The following is a 21746-nucleotide window of genomic DNA, read 5'->3' on the forward strand; positions in this document are numbered from 1 at the left end:
CGGGCGCACGGTGGCGGTGTGTCAGGCCAGGCCGAGCACGTCCAGGGCCCAGGCGTCCTCGAAGGCCCGCTCGCGCCACGCCTCGTAGCGGCCCGAGCGGCCGCCGTGCCCGCCGTCCACCTCGGTCTTGAGCAGCACGTCGGGGGCGCCGTCGCCGGCCTGCAGCCGCATCCGCGCCACCCACTTGAACGGCTCCACGTAGAGCACGCGGGTGTCGTGCAGGCTCGTGGTCACGAGCAGCTGCGGCCACGTCGGCGACCCCGGCCCGCCGTCGTGCACCGACGGCAGGTTCTCGGTGGGGGCGTAGCCCTTGATGAGCGCGTAGGCGTCCGCGTCGCGGATCGGGTCTCCCCACTCCTCCTGCTCGGGCACGGTCAGGGGCAGCGACTCGTCGAGCATGGTGGTCAGCGGGTCCACGAACGGCACCGCCGCGAGCACCCCCGCGAACAGCTGCGGCGCGAGGTTGAGCGCCGCGCCCACGAGCAGCCCGCCCGCCGAACCGCCGGAGGCGACCAGCCGCGCCGGGTCGACGTACCGCTCCCGGCCCAGGTGCTCCGCGGCGGCCACGAAGTCGGTGAAGGTGTTGCGCTTGCTCGCCAGGCGCCCGTCCTCGTACCAGCGCCGTCCCAGCTCACCGCCGCCGCGCACGTGCGCCACCGCGAACACCACGCCCCGGTCCAGCAGCGACAGCCGCGGCACGGAGAACCACGGGTCGAGGCTGACCTCGTAGCTGCCGTACCCGTACAGGTATCCCGGCGCGGTGCCGTCGGCGGCGACGTCGGCGCGGCGCACCACCGACAGCGGCACCGCCACCCCGTCCGGGGCCGTGGCCCAGGCGCGCTCCTCCACGTAGGCCGACGCGTCGTACCCGCCGCGCACGGGCGTCTGGCGGCGCAGCACCAGCTGCCCGTCGCGCTCCCCGCCGGACAGGTCCAGGTCCACCACCCGCACCGGCGTGGTGAACGACGTCTGCTGCAGCCGCAGCAGCGGCGCCTCGAAGGACGGGTTGCCCGCCAGCACCGAGGACGCCAGCGCCGTGGGCACCGGCACCTCGACCGGCTCGCCCAGCACGCCGTCCCCGGAGATCCCCAGGACGGCGACGCGCGGCAGCGCCTCCCGCCGCCACGACACCGCGACGTGCCCGGCGAAGGCGTCGACGTCCTCCAGGCGCCGCCCCGGCTCGTGGCCGACGACCGTGGTCCAGCGCTGGTGCGCGGTCGCCGGGTCGGCGCTGCCGTCGAGGACGCCGTCGGCGTCCAGCAGGGCGAGCGCGAAGTCAGGGGCGTCGTCGTCGTGGAGCACCAGGAGGGCGTCACGTCCCCCGAGGACGACGTGGTCGACCGAGTACTCGACGCCGTCGCGGCGCCCCGCCACCGACACCGGCGCCTCGCCCGGCGCGCGGTCGGTGCCCCCGGCGTCCAGCAGCCACACCTCGGAGGTGTTCTTCGACCCCGCCGACAGCACCAGGAAGCGCCCCGAGCGGGTGCGGCCCACGCCCAGCCAGTACCGCTCGTCGTCCTCGCGCAGCAGCACGGCGTCGCCCTCGCCGTCGGCGGAGCTCTCGCCGACCACGTGGCGGCGCACCTCGAACGGGCGCCACGCCTCGTCCACCACGGAGTACAGCAGGGTGCGCGAGTCCGAGGCCCACGTCGCCCCGTGCCCCAGCCCGGCGATGGCGACGTCGAGGTCGGCGCCCGTCACGAGGTCGCGCACGCGCAGCGTGAACCGCTCGTCGCCGGTGGTGTCCGCCGACCACGCCAGCAGCTGCCCGTCCGGGCTCACCGACGCCGCCCCGAGCGCGAAGAACGCGGAGTCACCGGCCTCGGCGTTGCCGTCCAGCAGCACCTGCTCCCCGGGCAGGGCGGAGCCGTCCTCGGGCAGCGCCGGCGGCTCCCACGCGCCGGGCTCACCGACCGGCACCGGCGCGGGGACGCGGCAGACGAGCCCGTACTGCTGGCCCTCCACCGTGCGCCGGTAGTACCACCAGGCGCCGTCGCGGGAGGGCACCGACAGGTCGGACTCCTGCGTGCGCGAGCGCACCTCCTCGAACAGCTGCTCCCGCAGCGGCTCCAGGTGCGCGGTGCGCGCGGCCGCCCACGCGTTCTCGGCGTCCACCAGCTCGCGCACGCCCGGGTCGTCGGTGTCGCGGAGCCACTCGTGCTCGTCGACGACGACGTCGCCGTGGTGGACGCGCTCGACCCGCTCGCGGCGGGCGACCGGCGGGTGCTGAGGGACGGTCTGCACGTCGGGAGCGCTGCTCACGCGTCCGACCCTACGGCGCCCCCTGCGCCGCGCGGTCAGCCGCGGGGGACCCAGCCGACGGCGAGGACGGTGGTGTCGTCCGCGCGGGCGGACACCGAGCGCATGAGCTGGTCGCACAGGGCGTCCAGCGACGGCGCCCCACCGCTGGCGGTGGCCAGCACCCGCGCCAGCCGGTCGGTCCACTCGGTGCGGCGCTCCTCCACGAGCCCGTCGGAGTACAGCAGCAGGGCCCCTCCCGGCTCGAGCGCCACCTCCGTGGCGGAGAACTCCACCTCGTCGATGAGCCCGACGGCCGGGCCGCGCTTGCCGTCGTCCACCAGGCGGGCCACGCCGTCACCACCCCGGAGCACCAGCGGCGGGTGTCCGGCGTTGGCGATCCGCGCCGCGCCGGTGGCCGGGTCGACCACCACGACGACGGCGGTGGCCAGCTCACCGGTCAGCAGCCGCGTCACCAGCTCGTTGAGGCGCTCCAGCGCCTGCGCCGGGTCCCGCGTGGCCAGCACGTACGCGCGCAGCGCGTTGCGCATCTGCGCGCTGATGGCCGACGCCGCCAGGCCGTGGCCCGCGACGTCGCCGAGCACCACGGCGGTGCACCCGTCGGCCAGCGGCACGATGTCGTACCAGTCGCCACCCACGACGTCGTCGCTGTGGGGGACGTAGCGCACCGCGAGGTCGAGCCCGGGGACGTCGGGCAGCTTCTCCAGCAGCAGCGTCTGCTGCAGCGCGGTGGCCAGCCGGTTGGTGCGCTCCACCTCGCGCAGCATCGAGTCGGACAGGTGCCGGGCGAAGCCGAGCGCGGCCTCCACCTCGTGCGGGGCCCACGCGACGGCCGTGCGGCGCACCGTCTCGCTCCAGGCCGCGAAGGAGTGGCGCGGGCTCAGGCGCAGGTCGCCGCCGGGGGCGCTGACCACGGCGTTCGACCGCGGGTCACCGCCCCAGGTGACCTCCCGGAGCACCTCCGGGCGGAACCAGGCGACGAGGTCGCCGGGCTGACCGCCCGCGACGGGCGCGGCGAGCACACCGCTGGCCACGGCCCACACCTCGTCAGCGTCCGCCCCGGGCACCGCCGCGGCGACCTCCGGGGCGCTGGCGGCCAGCGACGACGTCACCAGCGGTCCTGCCGCAAGGTGCGCCTGCAGCGCGGAGAGCACCTCGGCGGGCGGCGTCGCGCCCAGCAGGCGCAGCTCGCCGTGCACGCGCAGCGCGGCGCCGCCGCACGGCACCAGCTCGGCGACGGTCACCTCCTCGCGGGTCAGCGCCTCCAGCGGCATGTCGGGGGTCGTGGCGAGCAGCTCGGTCAGGCGCCCGCGCACCCGGGCGGCCGCCACGACGTCCTGGTCGGCCTCGCGGCCCACCGCCACCGGCAGCAGCAGCGAGGCGGTGCGCCCGAGGAACTCCGCAGCCGTGCGCACCGGGACGCTGGGCCGGTGCGGCCCGGCGTAGTGGTGGCAGGCGATGAGGCCCCACAGGCGGTCCCCGTGCATCAGGGAGATGGACATCGAGGCCGCGACGCCCATGTTGCGCAGGTACTGCAGGTGCACGGGGGAGACGCTGCGCAGCACCGCCAGCGACAGGTCGAGCGGCTCACCGGTCGGCTGCGGGGGCTCCAGCGGCACGGGTGCGTAGGACGAGGTGGGGATGATCCGCAGCCACTGGCGCGCGTAGAGGTCGCGGGCCTGGGCGGGGATGTCGGAGGCGGGGTAGCGCAGCCCCAGGAACGGCTCGAGGTCCTCGCGGCGGTCCTCGGCCAGCACCTCGCCGTTCCACTCCGCGTCGAAGCGGTAGACCATCACGCGGTCGAACCCGGTGAGCTCGCGCACACCGGTGGCCAGCCCCTCGGCCAGCTCCGCCACGCTGCCGGCGTCCTGCAGGCGCCGCAGGACGGCGGGCAGCTGCAGGTGCCAGGGGGTCGCCGCGCCCTCGTCGCCGGCGGCGGCCTCGAGCTCCAGCACCACGAGCGGCTCGCGGCCCGCGCGCGGCAGGCGGTGGGCCACCGCGTGGTAGCGACGGCCCGAGCCGGGCGGCAGCTCCACGGGGTCGGTGGTGGTGGCCTGCGCCTCCCCGCCGGAGGCCACGGAGCGCACGAGCTCCGCCAGCTGCACCGCCAGGTCGGGCAGACGGCCCCCGGCCTGCGCGGCAGCTCCGAGGGCCTGCGCGGAGCCGGCGGAGGCGGACAGCACCACCAGCCCATCCAGCTCGTCGGGCTCGTCGGGCTCGTCGGCGCGGGGACCGACCACGAGCAGGTGGCCGTGGGGCTGCACCGAGCCGGGGACGCGGATCGGCTCGACCGCGCAGGCGGCCTCGGCAGCGGCCAGCTCGGCGGCGTCGAGGTCACCAGCGCGGCCCACCTCGACGGCGGGGCCGCCGGCGGCGTCGACGCGCTCGCCGGTCAAGGGGCCGTGCGCAGGCTCGGCGGTGGACCGCTCAGGGGAGGGCACGGGGCTCCAGCCGTCGGGAGCGGGTCGAGCGCGGGGTCACCGCCCGGTCTCCGCTCGGTCACCACCTGATCGCGGTGCACGAGGTCCGGGACCAGCGGGGTGTGCGCTCGGCCTGCGCGGGTAGGTCCGTGCCATCATCGCACCGCTGCTGCGCCCACCCGCCGACCAGGAGGCACCGTGCACCTCAGCTACGGTCTCCGGCTGCCGACGGACGTGCGCCACGTCCCGGTCGTCCGACACCTCGCCACCGCCACCCTGACCCAGCTGGGGGTGAGTCCGGACAGCATCGACGACATCGCCCTCGCGGTCACGGAGGCCTGCAGCAACGTCGTCCAGCACGCCGGCTCCGGCGCGGACTTCGAGGTCCGCGTCAGCGTGGAGGGCCAGTGGTGCCGCATCGAGGTGGTGGACGGCGGAGGCGGCTTCGACCCGGTCCGCGCCGCCGCCGACGTGCTCGCGGAGGGCCCCAGCAGCGACCTCACCCACGGGCGCGGCCTGGGGCTGATGCGCATCCTCGTGGACCAGCTCCACTTCGAGCCGGGCGAGTCGGGCACCACCGTGGTCCTCGTCAAGCACCTGCAGCTGCTCAGCGGCTCGGTGCTGGCCGTGGCCCCGCCCAGCGGCTGACGCGCGCGGGGGCGCCGCAGGCCGTCGGCCTCCGGCGCCCCCGGCGTCGTCGTGCTGCGGTGGTGCTGGTCAGGACTCCAGCGAGGCGTCCAGGGTGATCTCCACGCCGGTGAGCGCCTTGCTGACGGGGCAGCCGGCCTTCGCGTCGGCAGCGGCCTTCTGGAAGCCGGCCTCGTCGAGGCCCTCGACCTCGCCGACCACGGTGAGCTTGATGCCGGTCAGCTTGAAGCCGCCGTCGGCCTTGTCCGGGCCGAGGGAGACGTCGGCCTTGACCTCGAGGGACTGGGGCGTGCCACCGGCGGCCGCGATGAGGGCGGACAGCTGCATCGCGAAGCACGAGGAGTGCGCCGCGGCGATGAGCTCCTCGGGGCTGGTGGTGCCGTCGGCGTCGTCAGCGGCGCGCTTGGGGAACGACACGGTGTAGGTGCCGACGCCCGAGCTGGTGAGCTCGACCTGGCCGGAGCCCTCCTCGAGGGTGCCGTTCCAGGCGGTGCGAGCGGTGCGGGTGGGCATCTCGTCTCCTTGTCGTCAGTCAGCGCGTCTCGTCGACGCCGTCCTCCGGCAAACCTATCGCGCGCGACAGGAATCCCCCACTCGGGGCACCCCCGCCCGGCGATCAGCCGGCGATCTCCAGCCTGCCCGGGGGGAGCACGGCGTGCACCCCGTGGACCCCGCCGTTGACCACCTGCGTGACCCGCAGGTCCACCGCCGCCGACGCCAGCGCCAGCGCCCGCTGGCGTGACAGCCCGTGCCGGGCGACCAGCAGGTCCACCACCCCGCCGAGCGCGTCCGCGGTGGCCTCGTCCAGCGACGTCCCGGTCCCGAGGACGACGACGCCGGCCGGCGTGCTCGCCCACGGGCGCCCGCCCGGCAGCGTCCACGCCGCCTCGCCGTCGTCGTCGTGCGCCTCGCCGCCAGGGACGGCTGCCCGGTGCAGCACCAGCTGCAGCTCCAGCCGCTCCAGCGGGCACTCCAGCGCCACCCCCGCCACCTCGCCGTCACCCTGGGCGGCGTGGCCGTCCCCGAACGACAGCAGCGCCCCCGGGACCTGCACGGGCAGGAACAGCGCCGAGCCGGCCACCAGCTCGCGGCAGTCGACGTTGCCCCCGGTGCGCCGCGGCGGCACCGTGGAGCGCGGACCGGCCCCGGCGGGGATGGCGGGGCAGGTGCCCACCAGCCCGGGGAACGCGCGCACCGCCACCCGGTCGCCGTGCTGGTCCACCGCGGTGCGCCGCTGCTCGTCCAGGCGCCACACGAGGACCTCCCGGGGCAGTCCGTCCACCCCGGCCGCCCGGTCGGCGAACGTCTCGCGAGACCCCGCCCCGGTCAGCGCCCACGCACCCGGCCGCACGTCGCGGATCCGCACCTCCAGCACGTCACCGGGCTCGGCGCCGCGCACGGCCACCGGGCCGGTGAGCGCGTGCCCGGGGTCGAGCGCGGGGTCGTGGCCGGGCCAGCGCAGCAGCCCACCGGGGTCTCCGGCGGCCAGCGCGGCTTCCGGCTGCTCCAGCGCGTGCCAGCCGGAGTCGAGCGTGACGGCCTCCACGACGTCGCCGTCCTCGACCACGAGCACCGGGGCCAGCGACGGGTCGAACCGCCCGTGCGGCGGGTGCTCGCGCGGGTCCAGCCGGTGCCGCGCCGGTCCCGCCCCCGGTGAGGACGACGAGCCGGACGACGACGACGACGGCGGCGGCGTGGCGGCGCGGCTCACGCCGAGGCGCCGCGCAGGGGCAGGACCAGCTCGGACAGGGGCCTGCGGGAGCGCTCCAGCTCGCGCCGGCGGGTCTTCTCGTCCAGCACCGACAGGTCGCCCTGGCGGCCCACGGCCAGCACCACGAGCGGCTCCACGCCGGCGGGGACCTCGTACGCCTCGCGGACCCGCTCCACCTCGATGCCGCCCATGGTGTGCACCACGAGGCCCTCGGCGGCCGCCTGCACCGTCAGGTGGGCCACGGCCTGACCGGCGTCGAGGTCGGCCCAGCGCAGGTCCTTCCCCTCCGGCGTGGTGCGCTCGGCGGCCACCAGCACCAGCGCCGAGGCGCCCGCGGCCCAGGCGGTGTTGAAGCCCATGAGGGTGCCGAAGAGCACCTCGTGCTCGGGGGTGCCCCGCAGGGCCAGGGCCACGCGCCACGGCTGGGTGTTGCTCGCGCTGGGGGTCCAGCGGACGGCCTCGAGGAGGCGGCCCGCGGTCTCGTCGTCCAGCTGGTGCTCGGGGTCGAAGGCGCGGGTGCTCCAGCGCTCGGACAGCAGCGGGTGCAGGTCCGGCGCGGCGGGGGCGGAGGTGGTGGTGGTCACGTGGTCGGGAAGCGACGGGCGTCGCCCGTTTCTTCCCGCCGCCGCGCCGCACCGTCCGCGCTCCACCCCGACGGGCGCGTCACAGGTGCCCCAGGCGCGCCCGCACCACCGCGTAGACGCCGTAGGCGGCGAACCCGGCGCCCACGCAGCCCAGCAGCACCGACCCGGCCGGCAGGAGCAGCAGCGCCCGCAGCGCGGCGTCCAGGCCCCCGGCCTCCCGGGGGTCGTTGGTGACGGCCGCCACCACGAAGAGCACTCCCACCACGCACAGCGCCAGACCCTTGGCCGCGTACCCGACCACCCCGGCCACGTCCACGCCCAGCCGGCCGGGCCCCTCGGGCAGGCGCAGGTCCTCCCGGAACCGCCGCCGCACGCCCTTGACCACGTGGTAGGCGCCCACGGCGAACACCGCCAGGCCCGCGGCCGCCACCGCGACCGTGCCGGCCAGGTTCTCCATGAGCTGCTCGGTGACGTCGTCGCTGGTGTCCTCGGTGTCGGTGTGACCGCCCGCCGCGTACGTCACCGCCGTGACCACCACCGCGCTGTAGACCACCCCCTTGGCGAGGTCCTTGACGCCCGCGCCCCGCTGCCGCCACCGCAGCTCCAGAGCCCCGTCCACGAGGTGCCACAGCGCCAGCGCCGCCAGCGCCGCGCTCGCGGCCCACAGCAGGACCTGCCCACCGGGGGTGGAGGCCACCGCCGCCAGGGCGCCGCCCTGGTCGGCGGTGCCGCCCTGCACGCCCACCGCCAGGCGCACCGCGAGCGCCCCGATGAGCACGTGCAGCAGACCCGACAGGGCGTAGCCGACGCGGGCGACCGGCTCCAGGTGCTCGCGGGCGGCGCGGGCGCCGTCCTCGACGTCGTCGGAGACGTCCCCGTCACCGTCGCGGTCCACCCACGCGCGCAGCCGCCGGGGCAGGTCCCGCAGCGGGCCCCGCAGCAGCACCCGCGGGGACCGCTGCACCGTCGACGACGACGACGCGGGCGGCATGGCGGACATGGTGGCCCCGCCGACCGCGGCCGGCACGTCGGGACGAGGGTCCCGGTCCGCGCCTCAGGAGCGCGCCGGGAGCACCGCCACCAGGTCGGAGACCACCGCGCCGGCGGCGCCGAGCGCACGGGCGCGCGCCAGCTGGTCGGGGGTGGTGAGCACGTGCGCGAGCACGGGCCTGCCCAGCCCCAGCACCTGCTGCCAGCGGGCGTCGGGGGCGCCGACGTCCAGGCCGAGCAGGTCCCAGGAGCCGGCGGCGCGCGCCAGCAGCTGCGGGTCGGCGTCCAGGTCGCGCGCCCAGCAGAAGCCCCAGCTGCGCCAGCCCTCGCGGCGGGCGGCGTCCGCCCACGACGTGGTGGCCAGGGGCGCCTTGGCCACCACCCAGTCCTGGGACGAGGGCACGGTGCGCAGCGCGGCCACGAGCTCGGGGTGGAAGCGGGTGGCCACGGCCTTGGGGTCCACGAAGAGCACGCGCCGCCCGCCCCAGCGCTCCAGCAGCTCCTCCAGCCGGGCGTACGGGCGCTTGGGCTGGGTGCGGTCGCGCGTGCCCGCGGGGCTGATGCGGTAGGAGGCGACCTCCTCCCAGGTGTGCTCGACGGCCTTGAAGCCCTGCGTGCCGGACGTCCTGTCGAGGGTGCCGTCGTGCAGGCCGAACCAGACCCCGTCGGAGGTCCTGGACAGCGACACCTCCAGGGCCCCCGCGCCGAGCGCGGCGGCCTTCTCGTAGGCGAAGGCCGACATCTCGGGCCAGTCGCGCGAGCCGCCGCGGTGGGCCACGGTGAAGCCGGGGGTGGCGAGCAGCCGGTCGACGTCGGGCGGGACCTCCGCCCGCGCCGGGGCGGCGAGGCGCTCGGCGCCCAGGGCGGCGGCGCCCACGGCGGCCAGGCCGGCACCGGCGAGCACCGCGCGCCGCGTCCACACCGCCCGGCCCGCCCCGCCGGCCCGGCCGCTCGTCGGCTCGCTCATCCGCTCCTCGCCCCGCCCCACGTCCACCTCGTCCACCCGCACGCCGCCGTCGTCGTCAGCCCCGTCCTACCGCCCAGCCTGGTGGCTGGCCCAGCCCCCGCGGCGCACGTCCACCCCATCGGCCGTCGCGTCGCCGCGCTGCCGGGCCCCCGCGGCGCTGGGATAGCGTCGCGAGGGTGCTGGACCCCACCAACCCCCTGGCCGCACCGAGCACCCTGCCGCACGGCCTGCCGCCGTTCGACGCCCTGCGCACCGAGCACTTCGCGCCGGCGCTGCGGGAGGGGATGGCGCAGCAGCGCGCCGAGGTGGAGGTGGTCGCCGCCGACACCGGGCCGGTGGCGTTCGCCGGCGTCGTCGGTGCGCTGGAGGCCTCCGGTGAGCTGCTGTCCCGGGCGGCCAACGCCTTCTACAACCTCGTCTCCTCCCACTCCGACGACGCGCTGCGCGCTGTCGAGGCCGAGCTCGCACCGGAGCTCACGGCCCACGGGGACGCCATCCACCTCGACCCGCGCCTGTTCGCCCGCCTCACCGCGCTGCGCGAGGCCACCGCCGGCGGCTCCCCGGACGCCGAGGGCACCGTGCTCGACGACGAGCAGCGGGCCGTGCTGGAGCGCTGGTGGCGCGACCTCGCCCGCGCGGGCGCCGGGCTGGACGAGGCCGCCAAGGCGCGCCTGCGCGAGCTCAACGCGGAGCTGTCGCGGCTCACCACGCAGTTCGGCACCGAGCTGCTGGCCGCCACCAACGCCGCCGCCGTGCACGTCACCGACCAGGCCGAGCTGGCCGGCCTGACGCCGGGGGAGCGCGCCGCAGCGGCGCAGGCCGCGGTCGCCCGCGGCCTGGACGGCTGGGTGCTGCCGCTGTCGCTGCCCACCGACCAGCCGGTGCTGGCCTCGCTGGACCACCGGGGCCTGCGCGAGCGGGTCTTCCGCGCCTCCACCACGCGCGGGCTGGGCGGTGAGCACGACACCCGGGCGCTGCTGGTGCGGATCGCGGCGCTGCGCGCCGAGCGCGCCGGGCTGCTGGGCGCCGCCCACCACGCCGAGCACGTGCTCGAGGAGGCCACCGCCCCCTCCGTGGAGGCGGTCATGGAGCTGCTGACGTCGGTGGTGCCGGCTGCGGTGAGCAACGCTCGCGGCGAGGCGCTGGAGCTGGCCGAGGAGCTGCGCGCGGTCGAGCAGGACGACGACGACGCTGCCGGCGCCGCGGGCGAGCTGCGCCCCTGGGACTGGGCGTGGGCCGCCGCCCGGGTGCGCGCCCGGCGCTTCAGCCTGGACCCGGCCGAGCTCAAGCCGTACTTCGAGCTGGACGCCGTCATCACCCGCGGCGTGTTCGCCGCCGCGACCGCGCTGTACGGCCTCACCTTCACCGAGCGGCCCGAGCTGCCCACCTACCACCCCGACGTGCGGACCTGGGAGGTCTTCGACGAGGCCGGGGCCTCCGTCGGGCTGTTCCTCGGCGACTTCTTCGCCCGGGAGTCCAAGCGCGGCGGCGCGTGGATGAGCAACTACGTGGACCAGCTCTCGCTGCCGGGCCGCCCGGCCACCCGGCCCGTGGTGGTGAACAACCTCAACGTGCCGCGCCCGCCGGACGGCGAGCCGGCGCTGCTCACCCCGGACGAGGTGGAGACCGCCTTCCACGAGTTCGGCCACGCCCTCCACGGGCTGCTCTCCGACGTCCGCTACCCGCGCCTGTCCGGCACCACCGTGCCGCGCGACTTCGTGGAGTTCCCCTCCCAGGTCAACGAGGTGTGGGCGTGGGACGCCGGCCTGCTGCCCGCCTACGCGCGGCACGTGGAGACCGGGGAGCCGCTGCCGGCCGCGACGGTGGACGCGCTGCTGGCGTCGCGCTCGTACGGCCAGGGCTTCGCCACCACCGAGATCGTGGCGGCCATGCTGCTCGACCAGGCCTGGCACCAGCTGGCGCCCGGGGAGTCCGTGGCCCCCGGGGACGTCGAGGCGTTCGAGGCGGCCGCGCTGGAGCGGCACGGCATCGCCCTGGAGCTGGTGCCGCCGCGCTACCGCTCCACGTACTTCAACCACGTCTTCTCCGGCGGGTACTCCGCGGGCTACTACTCCTACCTGTGGAGCGAGGTGCTCGACGCCGACACGGTGGAGTGGTTCACCGAGAACGGCGGGATGCGCCGCGAGAACGGCGAGGCGTTCGCCCGCGAGGTGCTCTCCCGCGGCGGCACGGTGGACCTCGCCGCCGCCTACCGGGCGTTCCGCGGCCGCGACCCGCGCGTGGAGCCGCTGCTGCAGCGCCGCGGCCTCGCCGCGACCGGCTCCTGAGGGACGGGGCGGGCGTGCCGCGGGTGCCGGGGGAGAACAACGGGCTGGGCACCGCCTCGCTGGCGGTGGGACTGGTCTCGCTGGTGCTGGGCCTCGTGCTCCCCGTGCTGCTGCTCGGCGGTGGCGTGGGGGTGTGGCTGGCGGTGCGGGCCCGGCGGCGCGTCATCGACGGGGACGCGCAGAACACCCGCACGGTGCTGGCCGGGTTCTTCACGTCCTCGGCCGCGCTGGCGCTGTTCCTCGTGCTGCTGACGGTGGGGGTCCTGCGCTCGTCCGGCGCGCTCTCCTGAGGGCCCTCTCCTGACGCGGCCTCCCCGGGGGGTCTCCCTCGCGTGGTCCGGACCGCGCTGCTGCACCATGGCGGAGTCCGGACGCTGCGGTCCGGCGGACGGGGCGGGGGCTCGATGACGGCGCTGCAGGAGCCGGGGGTGACAGGTCTCGGGCCCGGGGCCGGGACCGCGGAGCTGCTGGCCGAGCTGGCCGAGCACCTGTCCGGGGAGCTGCGGCTGCGCCCCCTGCTGGAGCGGGTGCTGCGCGCGGCCCTGGAGCTTCTCGGCTGCGCCGACGGCGCGGTGAGCCTCCTGGAGGACGGCGGGCGCACGTACCGCAAGGAGGTGGAGGTCGGCGTGGTCTGCGACGCCGGGCGCAGCTTCCCGGTGGACGAGGGGCTGTCGGGACAGGTGCTGCGCGGCGGCGCCCCCGTGCTGGTCACCGACTACGCCGACGTCCCCTCCGGTCACCTCCACGCCGTCGACCGGGACCGCCTGCACGCCGCGGTCGGCGTCCCCGTGCTCCACGGCACGGCGGCGGGCACCGCGGCCGGCACCGTGCTGGGGGCGCTGGTGGTGTTCTCCTCAGACCCGGACCGGCGCTTCACCACCGCCGACGCCGACCTGCTCGCCCTGTTCGCCCGGCACGCCGCCGTGGCGCTCACGGCCGCGCGGCTGCACGCGGCGCTGTCGGAGCGGGACCGCGCCACCGCCGCGGCGCGCGACCGCGAGGCGGCCGCCGCCCGCGCCGCGGAGCGCACCGGCCGCCACCTCGCCGAGGTGGTCGAGCACCTCGCGCACGGGCGCCCCGGACCCGCCGAGGCCGCCGCGCGGTGCGCGCTGGCCGCCTCGCGGCAGGCGTCGGCGTCGTCGTCCTCGGCGGTGGCGGGGGTCCGGGGCGGCGGACCGGTGGCACCCGCCGCGCTGGAGGGCGCCCTGCGCGCCGAGGCCGACTGGGCCCACCGCGCCCTCGGGCTGCCGGTGCGGGTGGTGGTGGCCGGTGCGGCGAGGTCGGTGGACCGGGACGTGGCGGACCACCTCGTGCTCGCCGTCCGCTCCGCGGTGCTGCGCCTGGGCACCGGCGCCCGCGCCACCGCGCTGCGCGCGGGGCTGGTGCACGGCGAGGACGGCGTGGCCCTGCTCGTGGAGGACGACGGCGGCGCCGGTGACCAGCCCGACCCCGAGCTGACCGAGCTGGTCGCCGCCACCGAGCGCCTCGGCGGCACCGGCCAGGTCACCACCACACCCGGGTGGGGCACCCACCTGCGGCTGCACCTGCCGCGCTCGCGGCACGGCGGCGAGCCCGGTGCCACCTCCACCACGGGTGTGCTGGTGGTGGACGGCAGGCCGGCGCTGCGCGCGGGGCTGGTGGCGCTGCTGGCTCAGCCGGGGTCGGGCGTGAAGGTGGTGGGGGAGGTGGCCGCGGCCGAGGAGGTCGTGGGCGTGGCGGGCGCCGCGCGGCCGCACGCGGTGCTGGTCGGGTCACCGCGCGGCGCCAGCGCCGCGGCCGCGGTCGAGGACCTGCGCGCCTCCCACCCGAGGCTGCCGGTGGTGCTGCTGTCCTCGCTGCCCGACGACGTGGGCGCCGCGGAGCTGGCGGCCGCCCTGGTGCGCGCCGCGCGCACCGCCTCCTCGCCGGGTGCGGCGGCCGCGCCGGCGGGGACCGCCGTGCCGACCACGCCGCGGGAGCGGGAGGTGCTGGCGCTGCTGGAGCGCGGCCTGTCCGACCGGCAGATCGCCGACGAGCTGGTCATCACCCGCAAGACCGTGGAGAAGCACGTCGGCTCGCTGCTGCGCAAGCACGGCGTGCCGAGCCGCACCGCCCTGGTCGCCGCCCGCCTCCACTGACGGGTGGAGGAGGTGGTGGAGGTGGGGGATCCCCCCACCTCCGGGGCGGTGGAGACGGGGGAGGTTCCCGATCCTCGGCCCCGGGACGGCGACCTAGCGTCGTCGCATGCCCGTCGTCAGCCTCACCGAGATCGTCGGCCCGGCCGCGCAGCAGCGCTACGGCGTCCCGGCGGTGAACGTCCTCAACGACCTCACCCTCGAGGGGGTCCTCGCCGGCGCCGTCGAGGCGCGCTCCCCGGTCATCGTGCAGACCAGCGTCAAGACCGTGAAGAGCATCGGCTCGGAGGTGCTGTTCTCGCTGTGGACGGCGATGACGCGCGGCATCGAGGTGCCCGTCACGCTGCACCTGGACCACTGCCCCGACCGCGCCGTCATCTCGGAGTGCCTGCAGCGCGGGTGGAACTCCGTGCTCTTCGACGCCCACGAGCTGACGCTGGAGGAGAACCAGCGCCAGACCGTCGAGGTGGTCGCCGAGGCGCGCGGGTACGGCGCGCACGTGGAGGGCGAGATCGAGGGCATCGGCGTGGAGGACGGCGTCGGCTCCGAGGCCGTCGGCCCCGACGGGCGCCTCGCCGTCGAGCGGCAGGTGGAGTTCGTGCGGGCCACCGGCGTCGACGTGTTCGCCCCGGCCATCGGCAACGCCCACGGCCAGTACGCCAGCGCCCCGACGCTGGAGGGCGACAAGGTCACCGCCATCGTCGAGGCCACCGGCGTCCCCGTGGCGCTGCACGGCGGCACCGGGCTGAGCACCGAGCAGTTCGGTGACCTCATCGCCCGCGGCTGCGCCAAGGTCAACATCTCCACCGGCCTCAAGGAGGCCTACATGAGGTCCAACCTGGCCTTCCTCAAGGACGCCGAGGCGAAGGGGAAGTGGGACCCGCCGTCGCTGTTCACCGCGGTGCGCGCCGACGTCGTGGCCTTCACGAAGGGCCTGTGCGAGACGTTCGGCTCCGCCGGGAAGGCCGCCTGATGGGGCAGACCCCGCGCAGGGCGCTGGTCTTCGACTGCGACGGCGTGCTCGCGGACACCGAGCGCGACGGCCACCTGCCCGCCTTCAACGCCACCTTCGCCGAGGTCGGCCTGCCCGTGCAGTGGTCGGAGGACGACTACGCGGAGAAGCTGAGGATCGGCGGCGGCAAGGAGCGCATGGCCAGCCTGCTGACGCCGGAGTTCGTCCAGGCCAACGGCCTGCCCACCGACGCCGACGGGCAGAAGGCGCTGCTCGCGGACCTGCACCGCCGCAAGACCGCCCGCTACACCGAGGCCGTGGCGCGCGGCGACCTGCCCGCGCGCCCCGGCGTCGCCCGCCTCGTCGAGGAGGCCGCGGCGGCCGGGTGGGCGCTCGCGGTGGCCTCCACCTCGGCGGAGGCGTCAGTGCGCGCGGTCCTCGAGCACGCCGTCGGCGCCGAGCGAGCCCGCGACGTCGCCGTGTTCGCCGGAGACGTGGTGCCCGCCAAGAAGCCCGACCCCGCCATCTACGCGCTCGCCGTGCGCGAGCTCGGGGTGGACGCCGACCGCGTCGTCGTCGTCGAGGACTCCCGCAACGGGATGCGCGCGGCGCTCGGCGCGGGACTGCGCTGCGTGGTCACCACGTCCAGCTACACCGCCGAGGAGGACTTCACCGGCGCCGCGCTCGTGGTGCCCGACCTCGACCACGGGCCCGACGGGCCGGTGGACCTCGCCGTCCTCGAGCGGGTCCTCGCGGGCCCCGCGCCCTCTCCCGCCACCCAGACCCAGGAGGAGCAGGCATGAGCACCGCCACCGCCACCACCACCCAGGCCGACGTCGAGCGCGTCGTCAGGACCGTCGCCCAGACCGTGGTCGAGAACGAGAAGGCCTTCAGCGACCTCGACGCCGTCGCCGGCGACGGCGACTTCGGCTTCTCGATGGCCCGCGGCTTCGAGAAGGTCCTCGAGGGCTGGGACGGGCTCGACAGGTCCGACCCCGGCACCTTCCTCACCAAGGTCGCGCTGGTCATCACCAGCCGCATCGGCGGCACCTCCGGGCCGATCTGGGGGACGCTGTTCCTGCGCGCCGGCACCACGGTCAAGGGCTCCGAGACCGTGACCGCCCAGCAGTGGGTCGAGGCGCTGCGCGCCGGGGTCGAGGGCATCAAGCAGCGCGGCGGTGCCGATCTCGGGGACAAGACCCTGCTCGACGCCCTCGCGCCGGCCACCGACGCCCTCGAGAAGGCGCTCGACGACGACGCCGACGGGCCCGCCGCGGTCCGCGCCTTCGCCGAGGAGGCCCGGCGGGCCGCGGACGCCACCGCCTCGATGCAGGCCCGGCGCGGCCGCGCGTCGTACTCCGGGGAGCGCAGCATCGGCTCCGTCGACGCGGGAGCGACCGCCGTCGCCGTCCTGGCCGAGGCCGTCGCCGACGAGCTGGCCCGCTGACCCGCCCTGCCCGCTCGGCCTGAGAGCCCTCCGCCACCGTTCTCGACGAGGAGATGACCGTGAAGAAGTTCGTCAACGACCCCCAGCAGTTCGTGCCCGAGATGCTCCAGGGCCTGGCCCTGGCCAACCCCGACACCCTCAAGTACGTCCCCGAGCACAACCTCATCGCCCGCGCCGACGCTCCGGTGGCCGGCAAGGTCTCGATCGTGCAGGGCTCCGGCTCCGGTCACGAGCCCGCGCACGTCATGGCCGTGGGGAGGGGCATGCTCGACGCCGCCTGCCCCGGCGACGTCTTCGCCGCCCCGCCCATGGACTACGTCTACGAGACCGCCAAGCTCATGGCCTCCGACGCGGGCGTGCTGCTGCTGGTGAACAACTACACCGGTGACCGGATGGCCTTCGACATGGGCCGGGAGATGGCCGAGGCCGAAGGCATCAAGGTGGCGGTGCTCCTGATCGACGACGACGTCGCGGTGAAGGACTCCTCCTTCACCGTCGGGCGGCGCGGCGTGGCGGGCAACTTCTTCGTCATCAAGGCCGTGGCCGCCGCCGCCGAGAGGGGCGCCTCGCTGGAGGAGCTCGTCGAGCTGGGGAAGCGGGTCAACAGCGTCACCCGCACCATGGGCCTGGCGCTCACCAGCTGCACCCCGCCGGCCAAGGGCTCCCCGCTGTTCGAGCTGGGCGAGGACGAGTACGAGCTGGGCGTCGGCATCCACGGCGAGCCGGGCCGGTCGCGCGAGAAGATGGCCGACGCGAACACGCTGGTGGCCAACCTGCTCGACCCGGTGGTCTCCGACCTGCCGTTCTCCTCCGGCGACGAGGTGGCGCTCATGGTCAACGGCCTGGGCGGCACGCCCATCAGCGAGCTGTACCTCGTCTACGGCATCGCCCACCGGCGGCTCGCGGACGCGGGCATCACCGTGGCCAAGAACTACGTGGGCGAGTACTGCACGTCGCTGGACATGGCCGGCGCGTCCATCACGCTGGTCAAGCTCGACGACGAGATCAAGGGCCTCCTGGAGGCCCCCGCCGAGATCGGCCTGCGGATCTTCTAGCGCAGGGCGGTGATGGCGGCGGCGACGCGCTTCTCGCTGACGGGACCGCTCGCCCCGACGGTCTGGGCGAACAGGCTCACACGCAGCTCCTGCAGCTGCCAGCGCACCGCGCGCACCTCCTCGGCGTCCCGGCGCGCCGAGGGCAGCGCCGCCACAGCGCGCTCGAGGTCCGCCTCGAGCCGCTGGACGACGCCGGTGCGGTCGCGGTCGCGCTGCGCCGCCTGGGCAGCACCACCCCCGCCACCGGAGCCGCCGAGGACCTCGAGCCGGCGCAGCAGCGCGCGCAGGTAGCGCTGCACGTCAGGCAGCCGCGCCAGCCCCACCTCGGCCACGAAGCCGGCGTGCACCAGCACCCCGAGCTGGGCGCGCACGTCGGCCAGGGACGCCACCAGCGGCAGCGAGGCCGGGGTCCTGTCGAGGGCGTGCTCGACGTCGCGGGCCGACTTCAGCACCCGCTGCACGAGCCCGAGCACCTGCTGCGTGGTGGCCAGCAGGTCGGGGCGGACCGCGCGCAGCAGCGCGTCGAAGGTCTGCCCCTCGCGGACGCCGAGCCCGCCACCGGGGGCGCGGGCGCCGACGAGGTGGTCGACCGCGGCGTCGGCGCAGTCCGCCAGCAGCGCCTCCACGGTGCCGTGCGGTGACCGCGCCAGGGCCAGACGGGCAGGTGTCCCCAACCCGTCCAGCAGCGACTTCGTCGGGTTGGCCAGCACCAGTCGCGCCAGGCGGGCCACGCCCCGCGGGTGGGCGGCGCGCGCCTCGGCCTCGGTGGCCAGCACGCGCACCGCGATCCGCCGCTCGCCGTCCTTCGTCTGCTTCGACGCGGCCGTCCAGCGCTCCACCACGAGGCTGGGGAAGCCGACCACCGGCCGCCCGTCGGGTGCGGCGGTCTCCACCTGCTCGGCGAGCACCAGCCCAGCCGGCCAGGCGGTGAGCGCCTCGTGCTCGAGCTGCTGCCCGGACGCCCTGGCCCCCGCCGTCACCGCCTGCACGACGGCGGCGCGCTGCGCGCCGGCGGTCTTCTCGCGCAGCGCGGCGAGGTCCTTGCCGGTGGCGACGACGCGCCCGTCGGCGTCCTCGAGGGCGTACGTGGGCAGCAGGTGCGGGGCGGTCTCCGCCAGCCGCGCGGCGTCCCAGGCCTCGGGGGGGACGACGACGCCGCGCCGCGCGCGGAGGACCTCGGCCACGGCGTCGACGAGCCTCACCCCGGGCGGTGGGACGGCCGGCAGCGCGGCCGCCACCTCGCGGGCGGTGTCGGGAACCGGCACCAGCTGCACGCGGACCGGCTTGGGCAGCGCCCGCAGCAGCGCCGTCACCAGCTCGGTGCGCCACGCGGGCACGCCCCAGTCGAGCCCGGTCTCCGGCACCTGCGCGAGCACGGCGAGCGGCACGTGGACGGTGACGCCGTCCCGGGTGGACCGCGGGTCGAACAGGTAGCTCAGCGACAGGTCGAAGCTGCCCGAGCTCCACGACGTGGGGGCGTCCTCCACGTCCGCGTCGCCGGTGGTGAGGTCGGCGACGGTCAGGGTCAGCAGGTCCGGCCTGGTGCGCCGCTCCTTGCGCCACCACGCCTCGAACGCGCGGGCGGAGGTGGCGTCGGCGGGCAGCCGGGCGTCGTAGAAGGCGACCAGCGCCTCGTCGTCGACCCGCAGGTCGCGGCGGCGGGTGCGGGCCTGCAGCTCCTCGACGTCGCGCGCCACCGCGGCGTTCGCCTCCACGAAGGCCACGGCGGCGCCGCGCGCGTCCCACTCCCCGCCCACGAGGGCGTGGCGGATGAAGAGGTCCCGTGCGGTGAGCGGGTCGAGCCGGGCCAGCGGCACGGTGCGCCCGGCCACCAGCGGCAGGCCGTACAGCGTGACCCGCTCGGTGGCCACCGCCGCACCGCGCTGCTTGCTCCAGCGCGGCTCGGAGTGGCTGCGCACCACCAGGTGCGAGGCCAGGGCCTCCACCTGCTCCGGGTCGACCCGGGCGACGACGCGCGCCCACAGCCGGGAGGTCTCCACCAGCTCGGCGGCCACCACCCAGCTGGGGGAGCGCTTGGCCAGCACCGACCCCGGGGCGATGGCGAACCGCGTGCCGCGCGCCCCGACGTACTCCGCCGGGCCGCGGCGCCGGGTCTCGCGCTGGCCGTCGCGCCCGTTCTTCTCCTCAGCACGCAGGTCCTTGCTGCCCACCTGGGTCAGCAGCCCTGCGAGCAGCGCCGCGTGCACCTGCGCGCGCACCGGCTCCAGCTCCTCGCCGGTGCGCACCCGGGCGCTCTCCGCGCCACCGGGCGTGGAGATGCCGAGCCCGCGCAGCACGCGCCGCAGCTGGGCGTGGACGTCCTGCCACTCGCGGATCCGCAGGTGGTGGAGGAACTCGGCCTTGCACATCCGCCGGAACGACGACGACGACCGCTCGGCCGCCTGCTCGGTGAGGTACTTCCAGAGGTTCAGCGTGGAGACGAAGTCGGAGTGCTCGTCGGCGAAGCGCCGGTGGCTCTTGCGGGCGGCGTCGGCGTTCTCCAGCGGACGCTCCCGCACGTCCTGCACCGACAGGGACGCCACCAGCACGAGGAGCTCCGGGACGACGCCCTCGCGGTCGGCCTGGAGCAGCATCCGCGCGAACCGCGGGTCGGCCGGCACCTGCGCCAGCCGCTTGCCGACCTCCGTCAGGCGGGGGTTCCCCTCCGGCGTGGCGGTGTCGATCGCGCCGAGCTCGTGCAGCAGCGCCAGGCCGTCGCGCACCTGGCGGCGGTCGGGGGCGTCCAGGAAGGGGAAGTCCTCCACCGCGCCCAGGCCGAGGGAGGCCATCTGCAGGATGACGCTGGCCAGCGACGTGCGCTGCACCTCGGGCTGGGTGAACCGCGGCCGGGACTCGAAGTCGCGCTCGCTGTAGAGCCGGATCGCCACGCCGTCGGCCACGCGACCGCAGCGCCCCGACCGCTGCGCGGCGCTCGCCTGGCTCACCGGCTCGATGGGCAGGCGCTGCACCTTGGTGCGCGCCGAGTACCGGGAGATGCGGGCGGTGCCGGTGTCGACGACGTACCGGATGCCCGGCACCGTCAGCGACGTCTCCGCCACGTTGGTGGCCAGCACGATCCGCCGCGAGGTGCCGGCGCCCGGCTTGGAGAAGACGCGGTGCTGGTCGGCCGCCGAGAGGCGCCCGAACAGCGGCAGCACCTCCGTGGCACCCGCGCCGCCCGAACCCGCCGGGCGCAGACCGGGGACCTCCCGCCGCTCGATCGCGGCGGTCAGGGCGTCGGCGGTGTCGCGGATGTCGCGCTCGCCGGAGAGGAACACCAGCACGTCACCCTCACCGAGCGCGGTGAGCTCGGCGACGGCGTCGAGGATCCCCTCCGTCTGGTCCCGGTCCTCACCCCGACCGTGGCGCGCGTCGTCGGGGTCGGCCTCGAGCGACTCGCCGTCGTCGTCCTCCCCGTCCTCGCCGGCACCGCCGGCACCGTCGAGGGGCGCCTCGTCGAGGCTGAGCGGGCGGTAGCGCACCTCCACCGGGAAGGTGCGCCCGGAGACCTCCACCACCGGCACCTCGCCCGCGACGGTCGAGAAGTGGTCGGCGAAGCGCTGCGGGTCGATGGTCGCGGAGGTGATGACCACCTTGAGGTCCGGTCGGCGCGGCAGCAGCCGGTGCAGGTACCCCAGGAGGAAGTCGATGGTGAGGGACCGCTCGTGCGCCTCGTCGATGATGATCGTGTCGTAGGCGAGCAGGTCCGGGTCGCGCTGGACCTCGGCCAGCAGGATGCCGTCGGTCATGAGCTTGACCAGGCTGTCGGGCCCGACCTCGTCGGTGAAGCGGACCGCGTAGCCGACCGCCTGGCCGACTGCTGCTGAGGGCCCCCCCAGCTCCTCGGCCACGCGCTCGGCCACCGCGCGCGCCGCGATGCGCCGCGGCTGGGTGTGCCCGACCAGGCCGCGCACGCCGCGGCCCAGCTCCAGGCAGATCTTGGGCAGCTGGGTGGTCTTGCCCGAGCCGGTCTCGCCGGCGACGACGACCACCTGGTGACCGGCGATGGCGGCCGCGATGTCGTCGCGGCGAGCGCTGACCGGCAGGTCCGGGTAGGTGATGGAGCCGACGAGGGCGTCCGCGGACGCCGCCCGCGAGGCCAGGCGCCCCTGCGCGGCGAGGACCTGCTCGGCGACCTCGGCCAGCTGCCGGGCCCGCCGGGGGCCCTGGGCGCGCTCGGCGCCGTCCAGGCGCCGGGCCAGGCGGCGCTCGTCGCGCAGGGTGGTGGCCACGAGCCCGCTGCGGAGCACGGCCGGGTCGGGGCCCGCGGTCGTCGTCGTCATCTCGCCGTCCAGGGTAGGCGGCGGGAGC

Annotated in this window: 16 protein-coding genes; 8 read left to right on the top strand and 8 right to left on the bottom strand. The window is 76.4% G+C overall.

The annotated features are described in order from the left end of the window. Positions 1-21: 21 nt before the first annotated feature. Together H7K62_RS04850 and H7K62_RS04855 are read right to left on the bottom strand one after the other, a co-directional pair. On the bottom strand, positions 22-2262 hold the full coding sequence (locus H7K62_RS04850) for a S9 family peptidase (RefSeq protein ID WP_222437095.1): 2241 nt from the start codon (positions 2260-2262) through the stop codon (positions 22-24). A 35-nt stretch (positions 2263-2297) separates the two neighbouring features. Further along, positions 2298-4700: a SpoIIE family protein phosphatase gene (locus H7K62_RS04855; RefSeq protein ID WP_186716804.1), complete on the bottom strand. Its 2403-nt coding sequence runs from the start codon at positions 4698-4700 to the stop codon at positions 2298-2300. A gap of 177 nt (positions 4701-4877) precedes the next feature. Between H7K62_RS04855 and H7K62_RS04860 the strand changes: the two genes are divergently transcribed. After that, a complete protein-coding gene (locus tag H7K62_RS04860; protein ID WP_186716805.1) occupies positions 4878-5327 on the top strand; it encodes an ATP-binding protein in 450 nt (149 codons plus the stop codon). A 69-nt stretch (positions 5328-5396) separates the two neighbouring features. Here H7K62_RS04860 and H7K62_RS04865 read toward each other — a convergent pair whose 3' ends face one another. The 5 genes from H7K62_RS04865 to H7K62_RS04885 form a co-directional block, all read right to left on the bottom strand. Further along, a complete protein-coding gene (locus H7K62_RS04865) occupies positions 5397-5840 on the bottom strand; it encodes an OsmC family protein (protein WP_186716806.1) in 444 nt (147 codons plus the stop codon). 103 nt (positions 5841-5943) lie between these two features. Continuing rightward, a complete protein-coding gene (locus tag H7K62_RS04870) occupies positions 5944-7038 on the bottom strand; it encodes an acetamidase/formamidase family protein (protein ID WP_370591608.1) in 1095 nt (364 codons plus the stop codon). Beyond that, positions 7035-7622 carry a nitroreductase family protein gene (locus tag H7K62_RS04875; protein WP_186716807.1) on the bottom strand — a complete coding sequence of 196 codons (588 nt, stop codon included), beginning with the start codon at positions 7620-7622 and terminating at the stop codon, positions 7035-7037. The genes H7K62_RS04870 and H7K62_RS04875 overlap by 4 nt, the downstream gene beginning before the upstream one ends. 79 nt (positions 7623-7701) lie before the next feature. Beyond that, a complete protein-coding gene (locus tag H7K62_RS04880; protein ID WP_222437096.1) occupies positions 7702-8613 on the bottom strand; it encodes a DUF1206 domain-containing protein in 912 nt (303 codons plus the stop codon). Positions 8614-8676: 63 nt separating this feature from the next. After that, a complete protein-coding gene (locus H7K62_RS04885) occupies positions 8677-9621 on the bottom strand; it encodes a glycerophosphodiester phosphodiesterase family protein (protein ID WP_186716808.1) in 945 nt (314 codons plus the stop codon). Positions 9622-9755: 134 nt separating this feature from the next. Between H7K62_RS04885 and H7K62_RS04890 the strand changes: the two genes are divergently transcribed. The 7 genes from H7K62_RS04890 to dhaK all read left to right on the top strand — a co-directional run bounded on the left by H7K62_RS04890 (position 9756) and on the right by dhaK (position 17435). Then, positions 9756-11867 carry a M3 family metallopeptidase gene (locus H7K62_RS04890; RefSeq protein WP_186716809.1) on the top strand — a complete coding sequence of 704 codons (2112 nt, stop codon included), beginning with the start codon at positions 9756-9758 and terminating at the stop codon, positions 11865-11867. Positions 11868-11881: 14 nt separating this feature from the next. Then, positions 11882-12157 carry a hypothetical protein gene (locus tag H7K62_RS04895; RefSeq protein ID WP_186716810.1) on the top strand — a complete coding sequence of 92 codons (276 nt, stop codon included), beginning with the start codon at positions 11882-11884 and terminating at the stop codon, positions 12155-12157. A 138-nt stretch (positions 12158-12295) separates the two neighbouring features. After that, entirely contained in the window at positions 12296-13984 is a 1689-nt protein-coding gene (locus H7K62_RS04900) for a GAF domain-containing protein (RefSeq protein WP_186716811.1), read from the top strand. A 106-nt stretch (positions 13985-14090) separates the two neighbouring features. Then, entirely contained in the window at positions 14091-14954 is an 864-nt protein-coding gene (locus H7K62_RS04905; protein ID WP_186716812.1) for a class II fructose-bisphosphate aldolase, read from the top strand. After that, on the top strand, positions 14954-15736 hold the full coding sequence (locus tag H7K62_RS04910; RefSeq protein WP_186716813.1) for an HAD-IA family hydrolase: 783 nt from the start codon (positions 14954-14956) through the stop codon (positions 15734-15736). Before H7K62_RS04905 ends, H7K62_RS04910 begins: the two co-directional genes overlap by 1 nt. Further along, on the top strand, positions 15733-16380 hold the full coding sequence (gene dhaL, locus H7K62_RS04915) for a dihydroxyacetone kinase subunit DhaL (protein WP_186716814.1): 648 nt from the start codon (positions 15733-15735) through the stop codon (positions 16378-16380). Before H7K62_RS04910 ends, dhaL begins: the two co-directional genes overlap by 4 nt. Before the next feature lie 59 nt (positions 16381-16439). Next, positions 16440-17435: a dihydroxyacetone kinase subunit DhaK gene (gene dhaK, locus H7K62_RS04920; protein ID WP_186716815.1), complete on the top strand. Its 996-nt coding sequence runs from the start codon at positions 16440-16442 to the stop codon at positions 17433-17435. Here the strand turns inward: dhaK and hrpA are convergent. Further along, positions 17432-21718: an ATP-dependent RNA helicase HrpA gene (gene hrpA / locus H7K62_RS04925; RefSeq protein WP_186716816.1), complete on the bottom strand. Its 4287-nt coding sequence runs from the start codon at positions 21716-21718 to the stop codon at positions 17432-17434. The two genes, dhaK and hrpA, sit on opposite strands and share 4 nt — an antisense overlap. Positions 21719-21746: the final 28 nt, after the last annotated feature.

This window comes from Quadrisphaera sp. RL12-1S, from assembly GCF_014270065.1.
Lineage (GTDB): Bacteria > Actinomycetota > Actinomycetes > Actinomycetales > Quadrisphaeraceae > Quadrisphaera.

Bases quoted from the DNA above. Each gene is read 5' to 3' on its own strand.
- H7K62_RS04880 (WP_222437096.1), bottom strand. From the start codon at position 8,613: ATGCCGCCCGCGTCGTCGTCGTCGACGGTGCAGCGGTCCCCGCGGGTG.
- H7K62_RS04865 (WP_186716806.1), bottom strand. From the start codon at position 5,840: ATGCCCACCCGCACCGCTCGCACCGCCTGGAACGGCACCCTCGAGGAG.
- H7K62_RS04910 (WP_186716813.1), top strand. From the start codon at position 14,954: ATGGGGCAGACCCCGCGCAGGGCGCTGGTCTTCGACTGCGACGGCGTG.
- hrpA (WP_186716816.1), bottom strand. From the start codon at position 21,718: ATGACGACGACGACCGCGGGCCCCGACCCGGCCGTGCTCCGCAGCGGG.
- dhaL (WP_186716814.1), top strand. From the start codon at position 15,733: ATGAGCACCGCCACCGCCACCACCACCCAGGCCGACGTCGAGCGCGTC.
- H7K62_RS04905 (WP_186716812.1), top strand. From the start codon at position 14,091: ATGCCCGTCGTCAGCCTCACCGAGATCGTCGGCCCGGCCGCGCAGCAG.